Source organism: Peribacillus sp. GL_122 (assembly GCF_057835005.1).
In genome coordinates, this window is sequence record NZ_CM174415.1 from 2,160,933 (window position 1) to 2,182,435 (window position 21,503).

18 protein-coding genes and 1 pseudogene are annotated in these 21,503 nt (G+C 38.9%); 16 read left to right on the forward strand and 3 right to left on the reverse strand.

Annotated features, from left to right (window positions below):
* The first annotated feature begins 18 nt into the window (after nucleotides 1–18).
* Nucleotides 19–1,239 (forward strand): MFS transporter, encoded by a 1,221-nt coding sequence (locus AC3ISB_RS10500; RefSeq protein WP_141994778.1) that lies wholly within the window; start codon nucleotides 19–21, stop codon nucleotides 1,237–1,239.
* A gap of 112 nt (nucleotides 1,240–1,351) precedes the next feature.
* Here AC3ISB_RS10500 and AC3ISB_RS10505 read toward each other — a convergent pair whose 3' ends face one another.
* Nucleotides 1,352–1,525: a hypothetical protein gene (locus AC3ISB_RS10505; RefSeq protein ID WP_430098749.1), complete on the reverse strand. Its 174-nt coding sequence runs from the start codon at nucleotides 1,523–1,525 to the stop codon at nucleotides 1,352–1,354.
* Nucleotides 1,526–1,576: 51 nt separating this feature from the next.
* Here AC3ISB_RS10505 and AC3ISB_RS10510 point away from each other — a divergent pair, with 51 nt between their 5' ends.
* Complete coding sequence (locus tag AC3ISB_RS10510) at nucleotides 1,577–2,149, forward strand: hypothetical protein (RefSeq protein WP_480338843.1); 573 nt, start codon at nucleotides 1,577–1,579, stop codon at nucleotides 2,147–2,149.
* Between the two features lie 157 nt (nucleotides 2,150–2,306).
* Here the strand turns inward: AC3ISB_RS10510 and AC3ISB_RS10515 are convergent, their stop codons facing one another.
* A complete protein-coding gene (locus AC3ISB_RS10515) occupies nucleotides 2,307–2,723 on the reverse strand; it encodes a PaaI family thioesterase (protein ID WP_141994780.1) in 417 nt (138 codons plus the stop codon).
* Nucleotides 2,724–3,270: 547 nt separating this feature from the next.
* Between AC3ISB_RS10515 and AC3ISB_RS10520 the strand changes: the two genes are divergently transcribed.
* From AC3ISB_RS10520 to AC3ISB_RS10545, 6 genes and pseudogenes are all read left to right on the forward strand, one after another.
* The gene (locus tag AC3ISB_RS10520) at nucleotides 3,271–4,125 is read left to right on the forward strand and encodes a MurR/RpiR family transcriptional regulator (RefSeq protein ID WP_141994781.1); all 855 of its coding nucleotides are present in this window, start codon (nucleotides 3,271–3,273) and stop codon (nucleotides 4,123–4,125) included.
* Between the two features lie 46 nt (nucleotides 4,126–4,171).
* A complete protein-coding gene (locus AC3ISB_RS10525; RefSeq protein ID WP_430098753.1) occupies nucleotides 4,172–5,317 on the forward strand; it encodes an amidohydrolase in 1,146 nt (381 codons plus the stop codon).
* Nucleotides 5,318–5,339: 22 nt separating this feature from the next.
* Nucleotides 5,340–6,824: an amino acid permease gene (locus AC3ISB_RS10530; protein WP_141994782.1), complete on the forward strand. Its 1,485-nt coding sequence runs from the start codon at nucleotides 5,340–5,342 to the stop codon at nucleotides 6,822–6,824.
* Between the two features lie 153 nt (nucleotides 6,825–6,977).
* The gene (locus AC3ISB_RS10535; protein WP_480338844.1) at nucleotides 6,978–7,808 is read left to right on the forward strand and encodes a GNAT family N-acetyltransferase; all 831 of its coding nucleotides are present in this window, start codon (nucleotides 6,978–6,980) and stop codon (nucleotides 7,806–7,808) included.
* A 112-nt stretch (nucleotides 7,809–7,920) separates the two neighbouring features.
* Nucleotides 7,921–9,036 carry an o-succinylbenzoate synthase gene (gene menC, locus AC3ISB_RS10540; protein WP_430098757.1) on the forward strand — a complete coding sequence of 372 codons (1,116 nt, stop codon included), beginning with the start codon at nucleotides 7,921–7,923 and terminating at the stop codon, nucleotides 9,034–9,036.
* A 441-nt stretch (nucleotides 9,037–9,477) separates the two neighbouring features.
* A pseudogene (locus tag AC3ISB_RS10545) lies at nucleotides 9,478–10,341 on the forward strand (IS110 family transposase).
* A 592-nt stretch (nucleotides 10,342–10,933) separates the two neighbouring features.
* Here the strand turns inward: AC3ISB_RS10545 and AC3ISB_RS10550 are convergent.
* On the reverse strand, nucleotides 10,934–12,166 hold the full coding sequence (locus AC3ISB_RS10550) for a MerR family transcriptional regulator (protein ID WP_141993358.1): 1,233 nt from the start codon (nucleotides 12,164–12,166) through the stop codon (nucleotides 10,934–10,936).
* A gap of 186 nt (nucleotides 12,167–12,352) precedes the next feature.
* Between AC3ISB_RS10550 and AC3ISB_RS10555 the strand changes: the two genes are divergently transcribed.
* The 8 genes from AC3ISB_RS10555 (at nucleotide 12,353) to AC3ISB_RS10590 (ending at nucleotide 21,488) form a co-directional block, all read left to right on the forward strand.
* Nucleotides 12,353–13,639, forward strand: a complete 1,287-nt coding sequence (locus AC3ISB_RS10555; RefSeq protein WP_141993366.1) for an NAD(P)/FAD-dependent oxidoreductase — start codon at nucleotides 12,353–12,355, stop codon at nucleotides 13,637–13,639.
* 13 nt (nucleotides 13,640–13,652) lie between these two features.
* Nucleotides 13,653–15,125, forward strand: coding sequence for an aldehyde dehydrogenase family protein (locus tag AC3ISB_RS10560; RefSeq protein WP_489276331.1), 1,473 nt, complete (start codon nucleotides 13,653–13,655; stop codon nucleotides 15,123–15,125).
* Between the two features lie 45 nt (nucleotides 15,126–15,170).
* Nucleotides 15,171–16,589, forward strand: coding sequence for an MATE family efflux transporter (locus tag AC3ISB_RS10565; RefSeq protein ID WP_141993356.1), 1,419 nt, complete (start codon nucleotides 15,171–15,173; stop codon nucleotides 16,587–16,589).
* Nucleotides 16,590–16,634: 45 nt separating this feature from the next.
* Complete coding sequence (locus tag AC3ISB_RS10570; RefSeq protein WP_141993355.1) at nucleotides 16,635–16,916, forward strand: cupin domain-containing protein; 282 nt, start codon at nucleotides 16,635–16,637, stop codon at nucleotides 16,914–16,916.
* 90 nt (nucleotides 16,917–17,006) lie between these two features.
* Entirely contained in the window at nucleotides 17,007–18,626 is a 1,620-nt protein-coding gene (locus AC3ISB_RS10575) for an amidohydrolase (RefSeq protein WP_489276334.1), read from the forward strand.
* Nucleotides 18,627–18,660: 34 nt separating this feature from the next.
* Nucleotides 18,661–19,131, forward strand: a complete 471-nt coding sequence (locus AC3ISB_RS10580) for an acyl-CoA dehydrogenase family protein (RefSeq protein WP_141993353.1) — start codon at nucleotides 18,661–18,663, stop codon at nucleotides 19,129–19,131.
* 144 nt (nucleotides 19,132–19,275) lie between these two features.
* Nucleotides 19,276–19,890, forward strand: a complete 615-nt coding sequence (locus tag AC3ISB_RS10585; protein ID WP_480338846.1) for a HutD/Ves family protein — start codon at nucleotides 19,276–19,278, stop codon at nucleotides 19,888–19,890.
* 410 nt (nucleotides 19,891–20,300) lie between these two features.
* Entirely contained in the window at nucleotides 20,301–21,488 is a 1,188-nt protein-coding gene (locus AC3ISB_RS10590; RefSeq protein ID WP_489276336.1) for a hypothetical protein, read from the forward strand.
* The last annotated feature ends 15 nt before the right edge of the window (nucleotides 21,489–21,503 follow it).

Here is a 21,503-nt window from a genome sequence, read left to right on the forward strand (position 1 = left end):
GAAAAAGGGAGGAATAAGATGAAGCGTTACATTGGAGGGTCCCAAAATAAGCACTTTATATTATTTTTGCTGTTCGTTGGTTATCTGGTTGATTATTTGGATCGGATGGTCATGAGTGTGGCTGTTGTATCTATTAAGGAAGAATTTAATTTGGATGCTGCTGCTGTCGGGGCAATCTTGAGTAGCTTCTTCTTATCCTATGCTATCATGCAAATACCAGGAGGATGGCTAACAGATAAACTGGGTTCGAGAAGAGTCTTAATATGGTCCATCATTGTATGGTCTGTTTTTACCGTATTTACCGGTTTTGCCTGGTCTCTTATTTCGTTACTTGTCATACGTTTTCTCTTCGGGCTTGGTCAAGGAGGATATCCTTCAGCTTCCCAAAAGGGGATAGCGGATTATTTTCCCCGGGATGAAAGGCCAAAGGCTTCTGCTTACTTGATGTCATCCAATTACTTTGGGATGGCACTTGCCCCACTGGTGGCTGCGCCGATGATTTTATTTATGGGCTGGAGAAACATGTTTTATGTAATCGGATTGCTAGGAATATTGTTAACGATAGCTTTCTGGGTATATTTTAAACCAAATGAAAGCACTGCTCCATTAAAAGACAATAGAATTCCAATGAAGGAATTGCTGATGAATTCCGGCTTGTGGAAAATAACCGTCATGTGGTTTGCTGCCGGAATAGTAAATTGGGGACTTTCTTCCTGGATTCCATCCTATTTGATGGAAGCAAGAGGAATGGATCTGTTGTCCATGGGTTTTTATGCAGCGTTACCGGGTATTTCTACTGGAGTTGCTATGTTGTTCAGCGGATGGCTTCTTGACAGGTTTTTTAATAACTTAGAAAAATATTATGCAGCATTTGGCATGCTCATGTCAGGAATATTCCTGTATATGATGTTTACCTCGACCTCCCTTGTAGCAGCTATGGTATATTTGAACCTTTGTATGGTCTTTAAAAGCTTTGCCTTTACAGTTGCCTTTGCTTTGCCGCATAAAATCATGTCTAAACAGGTTATCGGTTCCGCAATGGGAGTAATTAATATGGGGGCACAGGCAGCAGGGTTCATATCACCTCTTGTCATGGGCTTTATAATCACCCTTACAGGATCCTACAATGGCGCCTTTTGGTTCTTAATCGCTTGTTCCGCCATTTCTATAATTGCTGCGCTATCCATTAAAAAGAATAATCATATGGAGCAACCAAAAGATGTTGACTTATTAGCATAGTACATGAAAAGGCGACGCATACCTGCCAAAAACGATAACAATATGAAAATTCAAAAACCCCGGGGTGGCTTTCAAGGCCAACTCCGGGGTTTTTGAATTTATTTAAGAAGACTCAAAAATAAGCAGGTTTCTCTTTTTCCTTCCCTTCATTGAAATATTTGTAGTTTTTTCTAGTATCCTCAGCTACAGTACAAGCCGTTTTATAATAAAGACATATCATATAACGAAGGGGAAATCTTGAAAAACTTAGAACATGCATGTATTCTTCTATTGTTTTTTCATCCATGGAATCCCATCTCTCTAGAAACAAATTTTAAAAAAAGGAGACGTTTAAGGAATGTGGCCTATTGACAATGGTAACGGAAGGAAACAACAGCCGAATAAAAGTACAATTCTGTCCCGGCAAGAGATAACAGCCATTGAGTCCTGGATATCTCAAATAGGGATATTCCAATTTTATATAACTGCTGGACAATTAGTATCTACCGCCAGAAAAACGCTAAAGTTCAAGTATAAAATGATCGGGCATGGTTTTAACCGAGTCGTCTATGATTTAAATAATGGATATATATTAAAAATTGCATTGTCAGAAGTAGGACTAATAAGCACTGCAAATGAAGCCTATATATATAATAACTGTAAAGAGGAAGTCAAAAAGTATTTATGTCCAGTTAAGGAGCATGGGACGGGCTGGGTTATCATGAAGAAGGTGGACACGAAAGTGCCGTTTGCAATCAAGGAATATAGGAAACTGATCAAGGTGGAATTAAAATTCATAAGGCACGGTATTATACCAATAGATTTGCGTTTAGATAATGTCGGATATAACGAGAATGATGAAATGGTCGTCCTTGATTACGGTCTATTCACCATGGATCTCAAAAACCCTGTACTGCGATGGTTTGTTTGATGATGTGTCTATCCAAAGAAAATATAAAATTGAAATTACAATCAAGTGGTTAGGCGAAGCGGTGAATCTTGTGGGCGTTCTTGATTTTATCGAATTGTCTAAATGAAAGAAGCATGTTACGAAGGGCTTTTTTGTGCAACATGCTTTTTTATCTGGTTTAAAGGATCATAACTGATGACACAACGCTTGCCACTTTTTTATCATTTTGAAATAAATCTGCGAGTACATAAGCAGTTTTTTTTCCGATTCGGTCTACTTTTGCTTCAACCTGTACGTCTCCTAATCTCACTGGTCGATGAAAGGTAGTATGTAAATCAATGGATGCGAAGGATTGTCCGATACTTAATTTAGATGATATCGCATAAGCCATCATAATATCTGCTGCAGAAGTGACAAATCCACCCATTGCTACACCAATTCCGTTAATAAACTTTTCATCTACTTTCCATACACCTCTCGCAATTCCATCCTGGGCATAATTTGCTTCAATCTGTAACGTTAGATCACAATTCGGAGGTTGTTTCCCCTCTGTTAAAACTTGTAAAAGTTCGTGTCCTTTAAGTGATTCTCCCATTAAATTGCCCCCCTTGAAAAAGTTGAAACTACAGAATATTCTAACATATATCCTGAACTTAAATGTCAATGAAAATGTTAAATTTACAAATAAAGTAAATAAAAATGAAGAAGGGAGCGGATTTCTAAAAATCAACTGGAATGTTTTTTGAGGGTTTGTAAAATCTAAACGTTGATTGGAACGTAGGGTACTCGCTTTTCGCGGGCGGTCCCGGGAGCCTCCTCGGCTTGCGCCTGCAGGGTCTCCACTAGACGCGCTTTTCTAAGTAGGAGTCTCGAACACCCGCTCCAATCAACTGTAATGGATTTTTAGAAAAAAACTGTAGGCATAATGGCTTTTCTTCGAATTTGCCTACCTTCTTATAGTTTTTTTGCTTTTTAACTAAAAGGCATATTATCTGATTGAAATTTGAAGTTATTAATTATCAAAAAAATCAAAAATCTCCTTCTTTTTCTAATTAAATTGTGATAGTGTATAAAACAAAGAAGGATTACCTTCATCATTTTTAGAATAAGAAGTATTTAATTCGTCGGAAAGGGGTAATGTTTTGGAACATCTTCCTTTTAAATTATTGGTAAAGGAAAAATTTGACCATTTATCGGCAGGTCAAAAAAAAGTTGCCGCTTACCTGATTGAAAATTTGGATGAAGCCGCCTTTAAAACGGCATTTCAAATTGGTCGGGAAGCGGAAGTTAGTGAAACGACGGTCATTCGGTTTTCCTATTCATTAGGATTTGAAGGGTTTAGTAAAATGCAGGCCAGAATTCAAAAACAGCTGCTGCACCAAAATCATATAGACTTATCCAATAGTGATTCCATTCTTCGCATTGATGACAAGCAAGATCCATTTACCAAAGTGATAGAAAACGAAATTCATATTTTAAGACATCTATTAGATCATACGAACGTTCAGGATATATGGAAAGCAGTCGATGTCTTGATCCAGGCTGACCAAATATTAATTGCAGGGCATCGCATTTCCCATGCTGCTGCCTATTGGTTCTCCTATACGCTAAGTTCATTAAGGGAAAATGTAAGTTTATGTTCACCAACAGGTGACTTCTATGAAAAGTTTTGTAACCTTACTAACAAGTCTGTGATAGTTGTTTTTTCCTTTCCGAGGTATGCGAATGAAACATTAAAAGTTGCTGAGTGTGCCAAAGAACAAGGAGTTTGTTTAATTTCAGTTACAGATCGCCTTCTGTCACCTGTTGGCCGCATCGCTGATATTGCATTGACAACTGAAGAAAACGCAGAAACCGGAACCAATTCAATCGCTTCCGTCATTAGCTTATTGGACTTGGTTATTGCAGGCATACATCAAAAAGACGAAAAACGGATCCATACCCATCAGCAAAAATTAGAAAGGTTATATTCAAGTTATGAAGTGTTTAATGAATGAGTTTTTAATAAAGTTAAAATTCATGTAAAGGAGGAGGTGCTTCATTATGAACCCGATTCAATATATTGATCAGCATCAAGAATCATTGATAAAGTCCTACCATGACCTGCATTCTTTGGCTGAGCCAAGCTGGCAGGAGGAAAAAACGTCTTGCTATATATTAAAATGTCTTAGGAAAGCGGGAATAGCCACAAAAACATTTCAGAGCCATCATGGAATCATTGCCGAGATTCCAGGCATCTCAAAAAAGGTTGTGGCATTAAGGGCTGATATGGATGCGCTTGTTCAGGAAGTAGATGGAATTGTAAAGGCCAATCATTCATGTGGACATGACGCACATAGCACAATGGTTTTATATACAGCATTGGCCATTGCCTCCAGTGGAATCCGGCCTAAACACACTCTCCGATTTATATTTCAGCCTGCGGAAGAAAAAGGAGAAGGCGCTCTTCAAATGATCAATGATGGCGCATTGGAGGATGTTACATATTTATTCGGGGTACATGTAAGACCCAGTACGGAGGTTCCTTATATGAAAGCTTCCCCCGTCATTGTCCATGGCTCTGCCGAAACAATAAGGGGAACAATCAAAGGTATTCAGGCCCATGCATCCCGACCGCAAGATGGAATAAATGTCATCGAGGCAGCGGCTTTGCTTATACAAAAATTACAGCAGATTAATCTAGTTACCGAAACTCCTTATTCCATCAAAATGACTCAATTTGAAACAAACAACAAAGCATCAAACGTCATCCCGGAAACAGCTGGCTTTGCAATTGATGCCAGAGCACAGTCAAATGTTGTAATGAATGAACTAAATAGCTTAACAAAGGAAGCTATTGACCAGACAATGGTGCAAACTGGTACATCCATCTCCTGGTCTGCGGAAGAATTTGTTCCAGCTGCGACCTTGCATGAAAAAGCGATAAAGCTGGCTGAAATCGCAATAGGAGATATCATTGGGACGGAAAATGTCGTTCCAGTTTGTGTTTCTCAAGGAGGAGAGGATTTTCATTTTTATACAGCCCAAAATCCTGATATAACCGCAACAATGATAGGATTAGGCTGCGATCTAACTCCTGGTCTGCATCATCCGGATATGAAATTTAATTTACAAGCACTTATTTATGGAACGAAAATTTTAATTAACACAGTAATGATGGCGACAGAAGAAGAGAATTTTTCACTATAAAAATCTAATGAAGAGGTGTTTCATGAAAAATACCGCACTCGCATCACAAACGGATGTCCAAGCAGCTTCTGATGGAAAACAGCTGGAGCGCAAGCTCAAACCAAGGCATCTTTCCATGATTGCAATCGGCGGAACCATCGGAACGGGACTATTTTTAGCGAGCGGTTCCATCATTCATACCGCGGGTCCTGGAGGAGCTGTAGCTGCCTATATAATTGCCGGGATCATGGTTTTCTTTCTGATGACAAGCTTAGCGGAAATGGCCGCCTTTATTCCTATTACAGGCTCTTTTAGCACATATACATCAAGGTTTGTCGATCCGGCTTTAGGATTTGCAATCGGATGGAACTATTGGTATAACAATGCAATCGTAGTCGCTCTGGAATTAGCAGCTTCCTCCCTGATCATGAAATTTTGGCTGCCTTCTGTCCCGGGCATCATTTGGAGCGCATTATTTCTTGCAATCATATTTGGCCTGAATATCTTATCGGTAAAAGGATATGGAGAATCAGAATTCTGGTTTGCCATTATAAAGGTTTTAACGATTATCATTTTTATAGCAGTAGGATTATTAATGATTTTTGGAATAATGGGCGGTCATGCCGTAGGTTTTGAAAATTTCACCAAAGGGGAAGCACCGTTTAAAGGTGGCTTTTTATCCATAATAAGTGTCTTTATGGTGGTTGGATTTGCTTTTCAAGGCACTGAGTTAGTAGGAATTGCGGCAGGCGAGAGTGAAAACCCGAGAAAAAATATTCCCAAGGCTATTAAGCAAATCTTCTGGAGACTGCTCTTGTTTTATGTATTGGCGATCATTGTGATTGGATTTTTAATCAGCTATGACGATCCGCGTTTGTTAAGCTCGGATATTGAAGATATTGCGGTAAGTCCCTTCACATTAGTTTTTCAAAATGCAGGGCTTGCCATAGCTGCCTCCGTTATGAATGTGGTCATTCTTACTTCTGTTCTTTCAGCAGGCAATTCCGCTATGTACGGAGCTTCTCGCGTCCTTTGGGTGCTGGCGAAAGAAGGAAAAGCCCCTTCGTTTCTAAAAAAAGTGAATGCAGGCGGCATTCCAGTGAACGCTGTGTATTTTTCTACCATCGTTGGGATGGCAGCCTTTCTAACCTCTCTTTTCGGTGAAGGCACTATTTATACTTGGTTATTAAATGCTGCAGGTTTATCTGGTTTTATATCCTGGTTAGGAATTTCGATAACACATTATCGTTTCCGGAAGGCGTTTATTGCACAAGGAAGAGATTTGAAAGATTTGCCTTATGTTTCAAAATGGTATCCATTCGGTCCGATATTAGCCACAATTTTATGTGTTACAGCTATCCTGGGACAAAATTACTCTGCTTTTTTCGGCCCTGAGATTGACTGGTATGGAATTTTAATTTCTTATATCGGGCTTCCTTTATTTCTCCTGGCTTTTCTAGGCTATAAAATCGTAAAGCGAACAAAAAGGATTCCATTGCAAGAAGCTGATTTCAGTAGTCAGGAATGACTTCTTTGTCCAAAAGATAGGGAAGTACTACATTTTATATTAAATAAGGGGTTAAGTGCCTAGCCCGACAAGCGAACAGCCGTTTAACTAACTTGACCAGCTTATGGTTGTTTGGGCAATAAAGGCGCTTAGGCTTTTCTTAGGAGGTTGACCATGACGAAACCACAGGAAATTGTAATTCGTTCCCTTCATCGAATTGAAGAACTTGAGGAGGTAAGAAAGCTAGAATCTAACATTTGGGGAGATACTGATTCAATCCCCTCACACCAAACCATAACAGCAGTGAAAAACGGTGGTTTGGTTTTAGGAGCTTATTGCGAGGGTCAGCTGATTGGATTTCAATACAGCTTCCCGGGTTTTAATGGTAAATCTGCCTATCTTTGTTCACATATTCTAGGCATAGATGAGCAATTTCGCAACAAAGGTATAGGGGAGAAGTTAAAGTTAGCCCAACGTGAGGAAGCGTTAAAGCTCGGCTATTCCCTTATTACCTGGACTTACGATCCTTTAGAAAGTATTAATGGGTATTTGAATATAGCCAAGCTTGGTGGGGGATGTTCCACATATATCGCAAATTGCTATGGAGAAATGGAAGACCTTTTAAACAGTGGAGTTCCTTCTGACCGCTTTCTTGTCGAATGGCATATTGATAAAAAAAAGACAACGGATTCTAGTGGACGGGGAATTCCACTGGATGTTGTGATAGAAAACTCGCTTATTCAATGGGAGACCATTGAAAAGGGATTGCCTGTTCCATCTTTCACTCTTCCGCTGCCTGAACAAAAATGTGATACAGCTTTTGTGGCCATTCCAAGGGACTTCCGGACAATAAGGGTCACAAATAGTCAAGCAGCCAATGAATGGCGGATGAAAACCAGGGACATATTTACCGATTTATTTCAGCAAGGATGGGAGGTAACAGATTTTATAAAGAATTCCATGACAGAAATTCCCGTTCAGTTTTATGTGCTAACAAAGAAATAAGCAGGTAGATTTTAATAAGAGCCCGTAATTTCAGGCTGCTGTCAGCCTATTTAATAAAAAATTGGTAAGACTGTGTCTTTTAACAGTTTTATCACAAAAGGAGAATTTCCAAGTGAAAATTAAACAAGTTATCCTAAGGCATCTTAAGCTAGACTTGCTTGAACCTTTTACAACTAGCTTTGGGACGGAATACAATAGGGATTTTATCCTTGTAGAAGCAAAAAGCGATGATGGCATTTCCGGTTGGGCTGAATCGGTTGCGATGCTCGACCCTCTGTATAATGAAGAGACCTTAAAAACAAACTGGCATATACTCGAGGATTATCTAATTCCAATTATTCTTAAAAATGAAATCAAGCATCCGGATGAACTCTCTGAAAAATATTTCTCCCATATTCGCGGTAATTATATGGCAAAAGCAGCTTTAGAAGGTGCTATTTGGGATCTGTATGCGAAAAAGCAAGATGCCTCTCTCTCAAGTGTGTTAGGTGGAACAAAAAAGGAAATTGAAGTGGGGGTAAGCATCGGGATAAAGGACTCGATCGATTCGACCCTAGATATGATTGAAGCACGTCTCGGTGAAGGCTATAAACGCTTTAAACTAAAAATCAAACCGGGCTGGGATGTTGAATTAATAGACAAGGTCCGAAAAGTATATCCTGAAATCCCGCTCATGGCAGATGCAAATTCAGCTTATACCTTACAAGATATAGACCGGTTATCCGCCTTGGATGATTTTAATTTAATGATGATTGAACAGCCGCTTGCCTATAACGATATCATTGACCATGCAGATTTACAGTCAAGGTTAAAAACACCTATATGCCTGGATGAAAGCATTCACTCATTGGAGGATGCTAGAAAAGCTATTAAATTAGGCAGTTGTAAAATTATTAATATTAAGATTGGCCGCGTCGGGGGCTTGACTGAAGCTAAGAAGATTCATGATTTATGTCTTAAGCATGAAATTCCACTATGGTGTGGGGGGATGCTGGAATCAGGCATTGGAAGAGCGCATAATATTGCCATCACTTCCCTGCCAAACTTTACCCTTCCTGGAGATACCGCAGCTTCTTCCCTCTACTGGGCAGAAGATATTATTGACCCTGAAGTTACGGTAGAAAACGGAATGATCATGGTTCCAGAATTGCCCGGAATTGGCTATGAACCAAGCGTGGAAAAAATCGATAAGTATACTATACACAGTCAAACATATAATTTAAGTTAGAATTAGTTAAAAGAAAAAGGGCAGTTACTTGCATCAACATCTATTTTCCTTACAAAAAGGCATGATTCCCCAAGATGGGAGCATGCCTTTTTTTGAACACAAAAAATAGTGATTGGAAGTACTTGCAATGCTACGACAAAGGTAAAGTCTGCGTTTCGATAAACCCCTATCCTTGAGGAGTAATGCTGATCTTACATAGATAAAATGGTTAATCGCTGAGAGTGCATCGGGAATCTCAGCAGGTGGAAAAACGGGGATACCTGCCTTGGTGACGGCAATCTTGTTCGCCCTCTCTGTATTAGACTTGATCCCGTGAAGTAAACTGTCCTCCAGAAACATGGTTGAGGCTGGTTGAGACTTAGATCTCGTATAACAAGCGAAGCTATGACAATGCATGGAGGACTAGGGGGTACTGGTTAATAATTAGAGGAGGAAAAAATAATGAATCCATTTGTTGGTCTGGATGTGGCAAAAGGGGAGAGCCAAGTTCATGCATTTTTAGATCAATCTAAACCGTATGGGAAGAGCTTTTCAATGAAGCATATCAAAGAGGAATTAGATCATTTTTTAGATTTTCTAAAAGAAATTGAAGAGGTGACAGGGCAAATGCATATGATCATTTTAGAATCTACAGGGCATTACCATTCTCCCGTTATTCAATACTCGGAGGAACAAGGGCTTCTATATATCTTACTAAACCCGATTATTTCTTATCAGGCAAAGAAGACCAGTTTACGAAAGGTAAAAACAGACGCAATCGATGCGTACCAGTTGTGTGTGCTGTATTATAAAGGTGAACCTCATAAAATTAGAGGGATTTAGCTTATAGACCTTCGGAATTTGTCAAGACAGCAGGAAATCGTAACGAATATGTATGTGGAAGATCGTATAGTGGCCCTGGCAATTGAAATGGAAGAATATAAGATCATCCAATTGATTCCCGGTATAGGAGAAAAAATCGCAGCCACGATTATCTCTGAAATTGGTGAAATCGATCGGTTTAATCATCCGAAAAAACTGGTTGTCTTCGCTGGGGTAGATCCAAGTGTTCACTCATCGGGTAAGTTTACGGCAATCATTAATCGTATGACTAAAAGGGGTTCTACCAGACTAAGCCATTCCTTGTATCTTGCCGTACTATGCGACATAAGAGGTTCAAGGAACAAAAAGCTTAAAGAATTCTAGGATAAGAAAAAATCAGGAGGAAAACTTGCCAAAGTGTCAATCGTTGCCTGTATTAATAAGTTGCTTCATTGGATTTACGCTTTATTAAAGAGAAAAGAAACGTTCCTAGATTTAGCCTGATTAACGGTTTGGTGAAACAGAGAGAAATCCTTCCAAAAGGGTTTTGGAGGGTTATTTGGCATGGCCAAAAATTGTATAAAATAAGGGAAATGAAAATTTTAGAGAAAGATATTGACATCCTAAAAGCTGGTTTAGTTCATTAAGAAGTATGAAGAACGATCAAACTTTATTTCTAAGTTACACATGCCTTAAGACACAAGCAGGGTTAACTCTGCCCCTTGAATGGAATAGGAAGGATGTACAGTTTGTAAGTTTCACAGCTTTAAACTGGAGAAGACGAACTTAATAAATTGAAAAAACTAAAACATTTCTATTACATAGGTACGAAATAACTCAGATGGCCGATCACTTCGTTTATCATTAATCGAAAACTCCATTTAATCATCAGTTTTATTGGTAAAAAGAAGGGTAAATCATTCACCTGATCTATCCTTCTTTTTTATCAAGTTATTCATTTGATTCTAGGACTACTCCTTTACCTTTAAGACCTAGGATTGAACGATAACAAAAAAAAACGGATACCCATAGTATCCCCTCGGACTACATACATGTACTGTTAATGAAAGTGAAAGTTATAGACTCCCCTTGTGTGCTATTTTTTCGTACTAGCCAAATACATTAGCATGTGGAATTTTTCGTCTATTACATGATAATCAAAAAAAGGTCCTGGATCTGTACAGAAACCGATATTTTCACTTTGCGTAATTTGAAATCCGTTGACTGATATATTTTCTTCTATGTATTTTGGATATAAAATATGCTCGTGGGAATTTGGATATAATGCTGAAATATTTTTCAAGGATTTGGCCGAGCTATCATAATAGGAGTACCCGCCGACAATTGTTGAACTGCTGTGGAAATAGTTTTTTAGAACATGAATTGGGAACTGCGGATTGAGCAGTGAAAAATCATTTGCTGTAAAACTATCCACAAAAACATCGATGCTAAGCGGTTTCAATGGAAGATTTAAATCAGAATTCAAAATATAAAGGACATTTGGCTTCGGATTCATACGCTCAATTCTTTTTCTAACCTTCTTGAGCATCGCAAGCGAATAGCCACTGAATACATAGGATGCGCTCGTTTCAAGAACATCGATATATTTGGGTAGTGACACAAAAGCGTCAACGTTTGTTTCCACGATTAACTTGTTTTTTAAATCTACATTTTGTAGAACTTTTTGAAACCAAAAATTACTTTTTTCAAATAAGTTAATCATTTTGGGATTGATCTCTTTAATTGTTTCTTTATCGTAAAAATAAGATGGATAAGGAGACGTCTCGTACAAGTTCGCGGTAATGATAATACCTTCCTCGATAGCTGCCTCGTATCCACAGGTACAAGTTAAACTCCCGGTTTGAATGTAGACTTTTTTAATCGTTATATCTTTCATTTCAAGTGGAATGTGGCACTTCGGACAATAGAGCAGATTTACAAAGGAAAGTGGGATCCCTGTAAAATTCTCTTCTTTGGATGAAGGAGAGCTGGTTTGAACCGCCTTTTCAATCAATTGGATAGCTTTTGAAATGTCTTCTTTTTTCTTGGTCAGCGAGTTTTTTTTATCAATGAGTAAGTTGTTGTAGTAGTCGATATCCTCATGGTCCGAGAAGTTTGTGACACGCCGATACGATAAAATTTGTTGAATTTCTAGCAGTGTAAACTGAAATTTTTTCAGCTCAGTAATAAAAGCCATGTCGTCTAGACACAATTGGTTCATTTGATACTGGGTGTTTTTTTTGTCTGGTATTAATAATCCCTGTTCAATGTAATAACGAACGGTATCGGTCGTAACATGAAAAAGCTTTGCAAATGTACCAATTTTCATAGATGCCCCCCAATGAAGAAAGTGGAGTTACTCCACTTTTTTACGAAAATGAATTCAAAAAACTGTCAAATGGCTATTGACATGGAGGAAACTCCAAGTCATATGATGGACTCAAGAAGTGTGAATATTGTGAATAAAATCCGACTGTATTATAGCATACATGTCACAAAAGGAGAAGAACTAGCTATGGATAAGATGGATCGAATGGATGCTCTCTCACTGTGGGCAGCGACTGCAAACAGCTATGAAAAAGAAAAGCTTCTTGAAGGAAATGAAGAGGCGGATGTTGTCATTATTGGCGCAGGTTTCACAGGTCTTTCTTCTGCTTATCATTTGCAAAAATTAGGGAAGAGTGTCATTGTCCTTGAGCAAGAAACGATCGGATATGGCGCCAGCGGTCGTAACGGCGGGATGGTATTGCCAGGCTATAAGCCAACGGTGCAGGAGCTTGCCAAAAAGTATGGTGTCGACGAGGCGAGACAGCTTAACGATCTCTCCCTGTTTAGTGTTGAACTGGTTAAAAAAATCATTGACGAGCATCAAATCAACTGTAACTTTAGAAAGACAGGTCACATTGTGGCGGCTTACAAAGTCAAGCATTTTGAAGGGTTGAAACATGAAAGCGAATACTTAAACAAAAATTTCGGGTACGAATCAAGCGTGCTTGATCGAAGTCAGTTGCATCAAGAGATCGATTCCCCACTTTATTATGGCTGCTTAGTCGACAACTCGAGTTACTCGTTCCAGCCACTGAACTATGCAATTGGTTTGGGAGAAGCAGCTAAATCGATTGGTGCAAAAATCTTTGAACATTCGAAAGCACTATCTATTGAGTACGGTCAAAACAGTGTGAAAGTTGTAACAGAAAAAGGTGCTGTTACTGCGAAAGACATTATTGTCGCTACAGATGGTTACTCCGGAAAAATCATGAATGAACTGAACAAAGGCGTACTGCCAATATCGGCACGTATTATTGCCACTGAACAGCTTCCAGAATCACTGGTGAGTACCGTCATTCCTAAAGATCGCATGGTTTTTGATACAAGCAATTTCCTTTACTATTTCCGACGTACACCAGATAATCGGATCGTATTTGGCGGTGGCGATATTCGTCCAAACTTAGGCGATACCGTTTATCAAAGTGTTTACGATGCCATGGTTAAAATAATGCCAAAACTAGCAGGAAGCAAGATTGATTTCCGTTGGGGTGGTTTTATCGGGGTTACAATTGATACGTTCCCGGTTATCGGCAGATCCAAAGAAGGAGCATATTTCGCAACGGGTTATACGGGCCACGGCGCTTCCCTCTCGACATTGTTTGGTAAGTTATTGGCACAATGGATCGTTACGGGGAGTGCAGGTGGATATCGATTTGAAAAGGAACGCCTCAAATCATTCCCGTTCTATAATCAGAAAACTATGCTGGTAAATCTAGCACATATTGGTTTCAAACTGAAAGATATTATTGCGTAAAGGAGACTTGTTTATGAAAATTAACATGTTCATTGACGGGAAATGGGTAGAAGCGTTATCCGGTGCTAGACGAAACATTATCAATCCTGCAACCGGAGAGGTGATCGCAACGTCTGCTGATGGATCAGCAGACGATGCGAAGATTGCAATCAAGGCGGCCCGTGAAGCGTTTGACAGCGGGATCTGGTCGAATTTATCAGCTGAAGAAAGAGCTGACTATCTCTATAAGATTGCAGACCGTCTTGAAGAGAAGGCGGCTGAAATTGCACGTTTGGAAACTGCAAATAACGGTAAGGTTATTCGCGCAACCACTTATGCGGATATTCCGGTATCGATACAATGCTTCCGATATTATGCTGACTTGATCAAAGGCATGAAAAAGGAATCTTACACTCGTGCTGATTCTTCGGAAACAATTATTATTCATGAACCGATTGGTGTTTGTGGACTTATTGTACCTTGGAACTTCCCGCTTATGTTAGCTGTTTGGCAAATTGCTCCTGCACTCGCCGCAGGGAATACAATTGTACTTAAGCCTGCTGAGGTCACTCCTGTAAGCGTATTCAAATTATTTGAAATTATCGAAGAGATTGGACTTCCGGCTGGAGTGGCAAACTTGGTATTGGGACCTGGATCAATAGTTGGGAATGAGCTTGCCGAGAGCCATGATGTTGACAAGGTTGCCTTTACCGGCGGAACAAAAACAGGCCAAAGCATTATGCGCGCAGCTGCGGGCAATATGAAAAAAATCACACTTGAACTGGGTGGTAAATCTCCACTTATTGTGTTCGACGATGTGGATTTTGAAACTGCAGTCGAGAATGCGATGTTTGGTATTTTCCACAATGCTGGGCAAGTTTGTTCAGCTGCATCTCGTTTGCTTGTACAAGAGACCATTTACGATAAGTTTGTGGAAAGATTGGCCGAGCGTGCAAGCAAAATTGTAGTTGGCAACGGGGAAAGCGAGAACACTGAAATGGGAGCCCTCACAAACGAGCCTCATATGAATGAAGTATTACTTCACATCAAGAGCGGAATCGAAGAAGGTGCAAAATTAGTTTGTGGTGGTAAGCGCTTAACAGAAAATGGGCTTGATCGAGGATTTTTTATTGCGCCAACGATCTTTGCTGATGTAAATGCGAATATGCGTATTGTTAAGGAAGAGATTTTTGGTCCAGTCCTTGTTGTACAGAAATTTAAAGATGAGGAAGATGCCATCCAAAAAGCGAATGATTCCGTTTATGGATTAGCTGGTGCTGTATTTACTGAAGATATGGATCGAGCAAAACGTGTCATTAGTAAATTGCGTGCGGGAATTACTTGGATTAATAGTTATCATCTCGCTTATGTTGAAGGTCCTTGGGGAGGATATAAGCAAAGTGGAATCGGCAGAGCGTTAGGTGCTGTTGGGCTGGAACACTTCATGGAAACTAAACAAATTAATATCCACCAGCATGTCAAGCCTGTCGGTTGGTATGCGAATTAATTTGGCTTAACTTGCTATATCAATTATTTATAGGGGGACATGCTCATGGAAATAGCAGACAACCGTCAGTCACCGAATATAGAACAAGTAGAAGTAATGGATAAGCCAGCGTATGATTCAATGCTGGGAACTAAAAGTATTCCGTTATTATATTTACGATTTGCTTTGGCAGGCATTATGGCTAATGCGATTTTAGGAGTTGGAGCGGTTGTCGATGGCTATTTCGTCAGTGGCTTTCAGGCACTGGAAGTTGAAGGGATCGGAATTGGATTTACCGTCATGGTTATTACTCGTATGCTTGGGGTTCTTTTTGGTGTCGGAGCGGGAGCGGTTATTTCCCTTCGGCTCGGAAAAGGAAAGATCGAAGAAGCTAGGAGTATTATGGGACAAATCTTATGGTTTACTCTTTTCTTATCTATTTTGATCGCCGTACTTGGGTTGATTTTTGAGAATCAAATTATGATCTTTTTCGGAGCAAGTAATGAATCGCTTCCGTATGCGGTACAATACAGCCGCTTATTATGGATTTCGTTGCCATTAACAATATTGGCTGTTGTACTAAGTATTTTAACTAACATCGATGAAAAGCCTATATTATCAATGAGCAGTTGGTTAGTAGCAACAGGTGTTGCTGGGATTACAGAATGGATTATGGTAACGAAGTATGACATGGGAATGATGGGTTCCTCATGGGCCAATACGATTGCACAGTCGATTCCTGTTTTACTGATTTTTTATTTTTGGTTCAGCAAAACAAAGCTTAAGCCAAAAATGAAAGATATGATGATTAATTTAAAGACGATCGGTGAAGTGGCTTGGACTGGGTTTGCATCTTTCTCGAGCCAGTTGATGATGTTCTTTGCAATTATTTTTTTCAACAACTTACTGCAAAGCTACGGAGGTGGTTTGCATGTCGTAGCTTTCACGATTCAGAATGGCTACATTACAAATATGCTCGCATTAGCAGCACTCGGTGGGATGACGGGACTTCAGCCAATCATTAGTTACAACTACGGTGCGGGCAAATTTGATCGTGTGAAACAGGCAATTAAGATTGGGCTCATTTTTACGGTTTCCTTCTTTTTGGTTATGACAGTTATCTTGATCATTTTTGCAGACTCAATTGTGTCATTTTTCTCCAGCGGAAATCCTGAATTGCATCAATTGGGCATTTGGACGACAATTGTATTTAATTCTTTGTTTATGCTTAATGCAGTTGGCTTGCTTGTTTCCGGCTATTTCGAATCTCAAGAGAGAAACTGGATCGCAACGTTTATTAGTGTTAGCAAAATGCTGTTGTTCTTATTTCCGTTCATGTTTATTTTCCCAAAATATTGGGGCGTAGAAGGTTTATGGTACGCAACTCCTGCTGCAGAAATTCCAGGCGTTCTCATTGCCATATACTTTATGAAAAACGAGTTCAAACGTTTAAAAGATACAAATGTTAAGACAGTACGTTTATAGAACCTATTCCTTCAAAATTACCTATAAGAAAGAGAGAGGATCATCATGTTTTTTGCGAAAAAACTTACAGCAGAAGAAGCACTACAACTAGGTGTTGACACGTGGGAACCATGGGTAGGCGAACCAGATAAAGGAACGTGGCATCTAGAAGAACAGGAAGTTTTCTATGTGACAGACGGTGAAGTGTTTATTACTGTTGATGGAAATAAGTATCATATTACAAAGGACTGGGTCGTTTCCTTGGCTAAGGACCTTGTCTGTGAATGGGATTGTCCAGTATTTTTGAAAAAGAATTATAAAATGAACCATGAGATCAATCTGAAATAATGTGAAATGGGGAGTGGGCAAATTTTAAGCAGATAATGCTAAATACTGAATTAATCACTCTAAAAGAGTAATTTCGAAAGGGATGAGTTTATGAAAGCTGATGTTGTATTGATAAATGGAGAAGTTATTACAGTAGACCAAAAGAATACAGTAGCCGACGCTGTAGCAATAAAGGATAATCGTATCGCAGTTGTTGGTTCAAATCAGGAGGTTAAGAGTTTTATAGGAGAAAAAACGAATGTAATTGACCTGCAAGGAAAAACGCTTCTTCCTGGATTCATTGATTCTCATATTCACCTCATTTTTTATGGGGTGAATCAGTTGTCGGTAAGTTGTAAAGCTGAACATATTGATTCTATCGAGGCTTTGTTAGATGACCTGAAGAAGAAAGCCATAGAAACTCCTAAAGGTGAATGGATACGTGCTTGGGGCTTTAATGAAACCGCTGTGAAGGAAAAGCGTTATCCAACAATCGCTGAGCTGGATGAAATTTCAGTTGAACACCCCATTATTGTATCCCGTACTTGCAGCCATATAAGCGTGGTGAACAGCAAAGCATTAGAAATTGCGCAAATTAACGAGAACACACCGGATCCTAATGGGGGAGTTATTGAAAAGAATCAGGCAGGAAGGCTTACAGGAAAGTTAATTGAAGCAGCAAATATGGGTATGAGCGAGGTTGCAAGTTATACAGAAAGTCAACTGATGAAGGCTGTGAAAATTGCATCAGATCATTTCGTTGCAGCGGGCATAACAAGTATACATGAGGCAGGTGGAAATGGTCCTGAGAGTTACCGTTTACTGCAACAAGCTGTGAAGAGTAAGGATATTCGTGTCCGAATTTATGCAATGATATGTCAGGTAAATAACTCCCATGAATTTGTTAATAAAATGGTCGAAGCTGGTGTGGTAACTGGTACCGGAGATGAGAGATTCAAAGTTGGACCAGTTAAATTGTTTACAGATGGAAGTAGCACCGGGCCTACAATTGCAACCCGTGAGTCGTACTCCAGTGACTCTAACAATTATGGCATTCTTTATTATAGTGAGGAAGAAATCTACCAAGTTTTAGGTGAATCACATAAAAAAGGCTATCAAATCACTGTACATGCACAAGGTGATAAAGCCATTGAAATGTATTTAAATTGTGTAGAAAAGGTGTTGGAGGAAGCACCAAGAAAAAACCATCGTCATCGGATTGAGCACGCGGGAATTTCTTCACCAGATTTACAAGAGAGAATGAAAAAACTCGAGATGGTTCCTATTCCAAATCCTCCATTTCCATATGAATTCGGAGAGATATATGTCCAACACTATGGTGATCGTGTTAATCACATGTACGCTGTTCGTGATTTTATTGATCGTGGCATCATGGCAGCAGGTGGATCGGACGCGCCAGTTACTGACTATAATCCTTTATTAGGAATTCATGTTGCTGTCAATAGAAAAAGCCAGTCTGGAATGGAGTTTGGTGCTAATCAATCTATAAGCGTAATGGAAGCTATTAAACTATACACTTGGAATGGCGCTTATGCGAGTTTTGAAGAAGAGATAAAAGGAAGCATAGAGGTCGGAAAGTTGGCGGATTTAGTTATATTAAATGACAGCATTTTAAGTGTCAACCCAAACCAAATTAAAGATATAAAAGTAGAAACAACTATTATTGATGGTGAAATTATCTATCAAGAAGAACCATCAGTGAAAATTTAATATATCATAGTTTGCATACCATGTAAGCCTTGTAATGAAAGTGAATGGCGAAAAGTTTACTGCTTTCATTGTTGAAAAAGGTTACGAAGGAGTCTCTATTAGTCCGAAAGAAAAGAAAATGGGGGTGCGGGGGTCTTCCACGTGTTTTCTCATTTTGGATAATGTAAGAGTACCTTCTGAAAATGTTATTGGTGAAGTAGGGAGGGGGCATATTATTGCGTTTAACGTATTGAATATCGGCCGCCATAAGATTTCAACCACTTCGCTAGGACTAGCAAAGAGATCGATTGAGCTAGCAGTTAACTTTGCCAATGAAAGGAAGCAATTTGGCCTGCCTATTTCCAGTTTCAACTTAATTAAAAATAAACTAGGTGATATGGCTATAAAAACGTACGCTAATGAAAGTTCCGTGTATAGAACTGCTGGCGCCATGCAAGAAGGGTTTGAAAAGATGAAACAAACAGGCTCCGCTGACTTTGGTGAAACGATAGCCCGTTATGCTTAAGCGTGTTCAATCAACAAAGTTATGTCCACAGAAGTTCTTGACTTTATCGTATCCATCCTATTGACATTACTCCAATTTCGATCTACAATCTGGTCGAAATTGTTTTCAACTGAAGTAAAGTATTAATAAAAGGGGAGAAAATAGTTGTCATATTCACTAAAAATATTAAGAAAAAGTGAACAAATAACCAGTCTTTGGTCAGGTGGTAAAACAACTCAACTTGCTATTTATCCTGAAGGTGGAGATTACTCGAAGCGTGATTTCAACTGGCGGATAAGCACCGCAGATGTCGAGGTGGACGAATCCTTATTTACTCACCTTCCAGGCATTCAGAGAATCATCATGATCCTTGATGGTGAAATGTTGCTGGAACATAAAGGAAAGCACCGTGTGCATTTACAGCCATTTGAACAGGATCGGTTTGATGGAGGCTGGACGACCCGAAGTATTGGGAGGGTTACAGACTTTAATTTGATGTTAGCAGAAGGATGCGAAGGAGACCTTAGCACGATTCATTTGAATGATGGAATCCATTCTGAAGTGTTGGATAATGGGGAATCCACGAAAAGAACCGACGCCTATTATTGTTTCAAAGGAAAAAGTAGAATGAATATCGATGAAAAAGAGACTATTGTTTTAGGGCAAGGAGACTTGGTAATCTTGAACATAGATCATTTCTGCAACAATTTAAATATAAAGTTATCCAATTACGAAGTCGGCTCATCTGCAACAATTATTAAGGTAAGTATTTTTTATTGATGGAAGTTTTGGTTCTTGTGCAAAAAACATTCAATTATGAAAGTAGAAAGAGTTTACTTTATTCAAATTATATACAGTAAAAAGTAAACAGGATATTAAATAATAATTAATCAGAGCTGTCCTTAGACGGCTTTTTCTTTTTGAAATAAAAGGTTGGTGTTTAGATAATTCGGTCACTAACGAGATAAAGAAGTATCCAAAGATAATTGTATAATTAAAATTATTTTTATATACCCAACCGTTTAATTATTTGAGAATATTTGGTTTTTAAAATCAGAATTAAAACACTTACATTTCCTATTATCTGTGTACAATTACCTGAAAATATTGAATTGTCTTTAAATTAAAATAATTTAGTGTTATTATTTTAGAATATTCAAATTATTAAACTAGAAGGTGAGGGAACTCATATGTCACAGATGTTGGCTTTAGTTATTGTTATTCTGATTTTATTTGTAGGAGACATTGTGGCGGTTCGAACAAAAGCCTGGGTACCTTCCGTTTTCGTTTCCGCAATCCTATTTCTATGTGGTTATTGGACATTCTTCCCGCAAGACATCGTTTCAATAGCAGGTGTTCCACCAGTAGTGGCAACCATGATGATGTACCTATTGATCACGAATATGGGAACATTGCTTTCAATAAGAGAATTGGTAAATCAATGGAAAACGATTGTCATCTCCTTATCTGGTATCCTTGGTATTGTTGCACTTATATTCGGAATTGGCATATTCATATTTGATCTGCAAACTGTCCTTGTGGCGATTCCACCTTTAGTGGGCGGTATGGTATCTTCAATAATCATGTCAGAAGGAGCGGCAGACGCAGGACTTACGAGTTTGTCCGTTTTTGCCATTGTTATTTATGTAATGCAAGGCTTTGCTGGATATCCTTTAACTTCAATTGTGTTGAAGAAAGAAGGGAAGAAGCTATTGGGGCAATATCGCAATGGGCAATTAACGATAAAAAAGAGTGATACTGCAGCCGCTTCAGAAGGCATGACGGAACTTAAGCTGTTTAAAAAACTTCCTGAAAAATATAATACGGAATATTTTAAATTTTTCAGACTTGCGGTTGTTGCTTTTCTCGCTTACCTTGTTTCGACTGGATTAGAGCCGATTATATCAATAAATGCATTTGTTCTTTGCTTACTATTCGGTGTTGTCGGAAAAAGTATAGGTTTCTTGGAAAAGCAGACTCTGCAAAAAGCAAATGGATTTGGATTTGCCATCATGGCCCTTATGCTTTTTGTCTTTGACGGATTAAAAAATGCAACACCAAGTATGATGATGGAGATCCTTTACCCACTTATTGTTTGCATTTTCTTAGCTGTTATTGGCATGTATATATTCTCATTCATTGCAGGGAAATTGTTAAATGTCAGCAAAGAAATGGCCTTTGCTGTATCTTTAACAGCATTATATGGATTTCCAGCCGATTACATTATCACCAATGAAGTGGTCAATTCATTAACAAAAGATGAAAATGAAAAAGAAGCATTGCTAAGCCATATGCTGCCGCCGATGATTGTTGGTGGATTTATATCGGTTACAATCGTGTCGGTTATTTTGGCAGGAATATTTGTACAATTCTTGTAAAATAGGAGGAGTTCT

Excerpts from the sequence above, each read along its gene's own strand:
- AC3ISB_RS10500 (WP_141994778.1), top strand. The coding sequence starts at position 19 with ATGAAGCGTTACATTGGAGGGTCCCAAAATAAGCACTTTATATTATTT.
- AC3ISB_RS10505 (WP_430098749.1), bottom strand. The coding sequence starts at position 1,525 with ATGGATGAAAAAACAATAGAAGAATACATGCATGTTCTAAGTTTTTCA.
- AC3ISB_RS10510 (WP_480338843.1), top strand. The coding sequence starts at position 1,577 with ATGTGGCCTATTGACAATGGTAACGGAAGGAAACAACAGCCGAATAAA.
- AC3ISB_RS10515 (WP_141994780.1), bottom strand. The coding sequence starts at position 2,723 with ATGGGAGAATCACTTAAAGGACACGAACTTTTACAAGTTTTAACAGAG.
- AC3ISB_RS10525 (WP_430098753.1), top strand. The coding sequence starts at position 4,172 with ATGAACCCGATTCAATATATTGATCAGCATCAAGAATCATTGATAAAG.
- AC3ISB_RS10530 (WP_141994782.1), top strand. The coding sequence starts at position 5,340 with ATGAAAAATACCGCACTCGCATCACAAACGGATGTCCAAGCAGCTTCT.
- AC3ISB_RS10535 (WP_480338844.1), top strand. The coding sequence starts at position 6,978 with ATGACGAAACCACAGGAAATTGTAATTCGTTCCCTTCATCGAATTGAA.
- AC3ISB_RS10550 (WP_141993358.1), bottom strand. The coding sequence starts at position 12,166 with ATGAAAATTGGTACATTTGCAAAGCTTTTTCATGTTACGACCGATACC.
- AC3ISB_RS10555 (WP_141993366.1), top strand. The coding sequence starts at position 12,353 with ATGGATAAGATGGATCGAATGGATGCTCTCTCACTGTGGGCAGCGACT.
- AC3ISB_RS10560 (WP_489276331.1), top strand. The coding sequence starts at position 13,653 with ATGAAAATTAACATGTTCATTGACGGGAAATGGGTAGAAGCGTTATCC.
- AC3ISB_RS10565 (WP_141993356.1), top strand. The coding sequence starts at position 15,171 with ATGGAAATAGCAGACAACCGTCAGTCACCGAATATAGAACAAGTAGAA.
- AC3ISB_RS10570 (WP_141993355.1), top strand. The coding sequence starts at position 16,635 with ATGTTTTTTGCGAAAAAACTTACAGCAGAAGAAGCACTACAACTAGGT.
- AC3ISB_RS10575 (WP_489276334.1), top strand. The coding sequence starts at position 17,007 with ATGAAAGCTGATGTTGTATTGATAAATGGAGAAGTTATTACAGTAGAC.
- AC3ISB_RS10580 (WP_141993353.1), top strand. The coding sequence starts at position 18,661 with ATGAAAGTGAATGGCGAAAAGTTTACTGCTTTCATTGTTGAAAAAGGT.
- AC3ISB_RS10590 (WP_489276336.1), top strand. The coding sequence starts at position 20,301 with ATGTCACAGATGTTGGCTTTAGTTATTGTTATTCTGATTTTATTTGTA.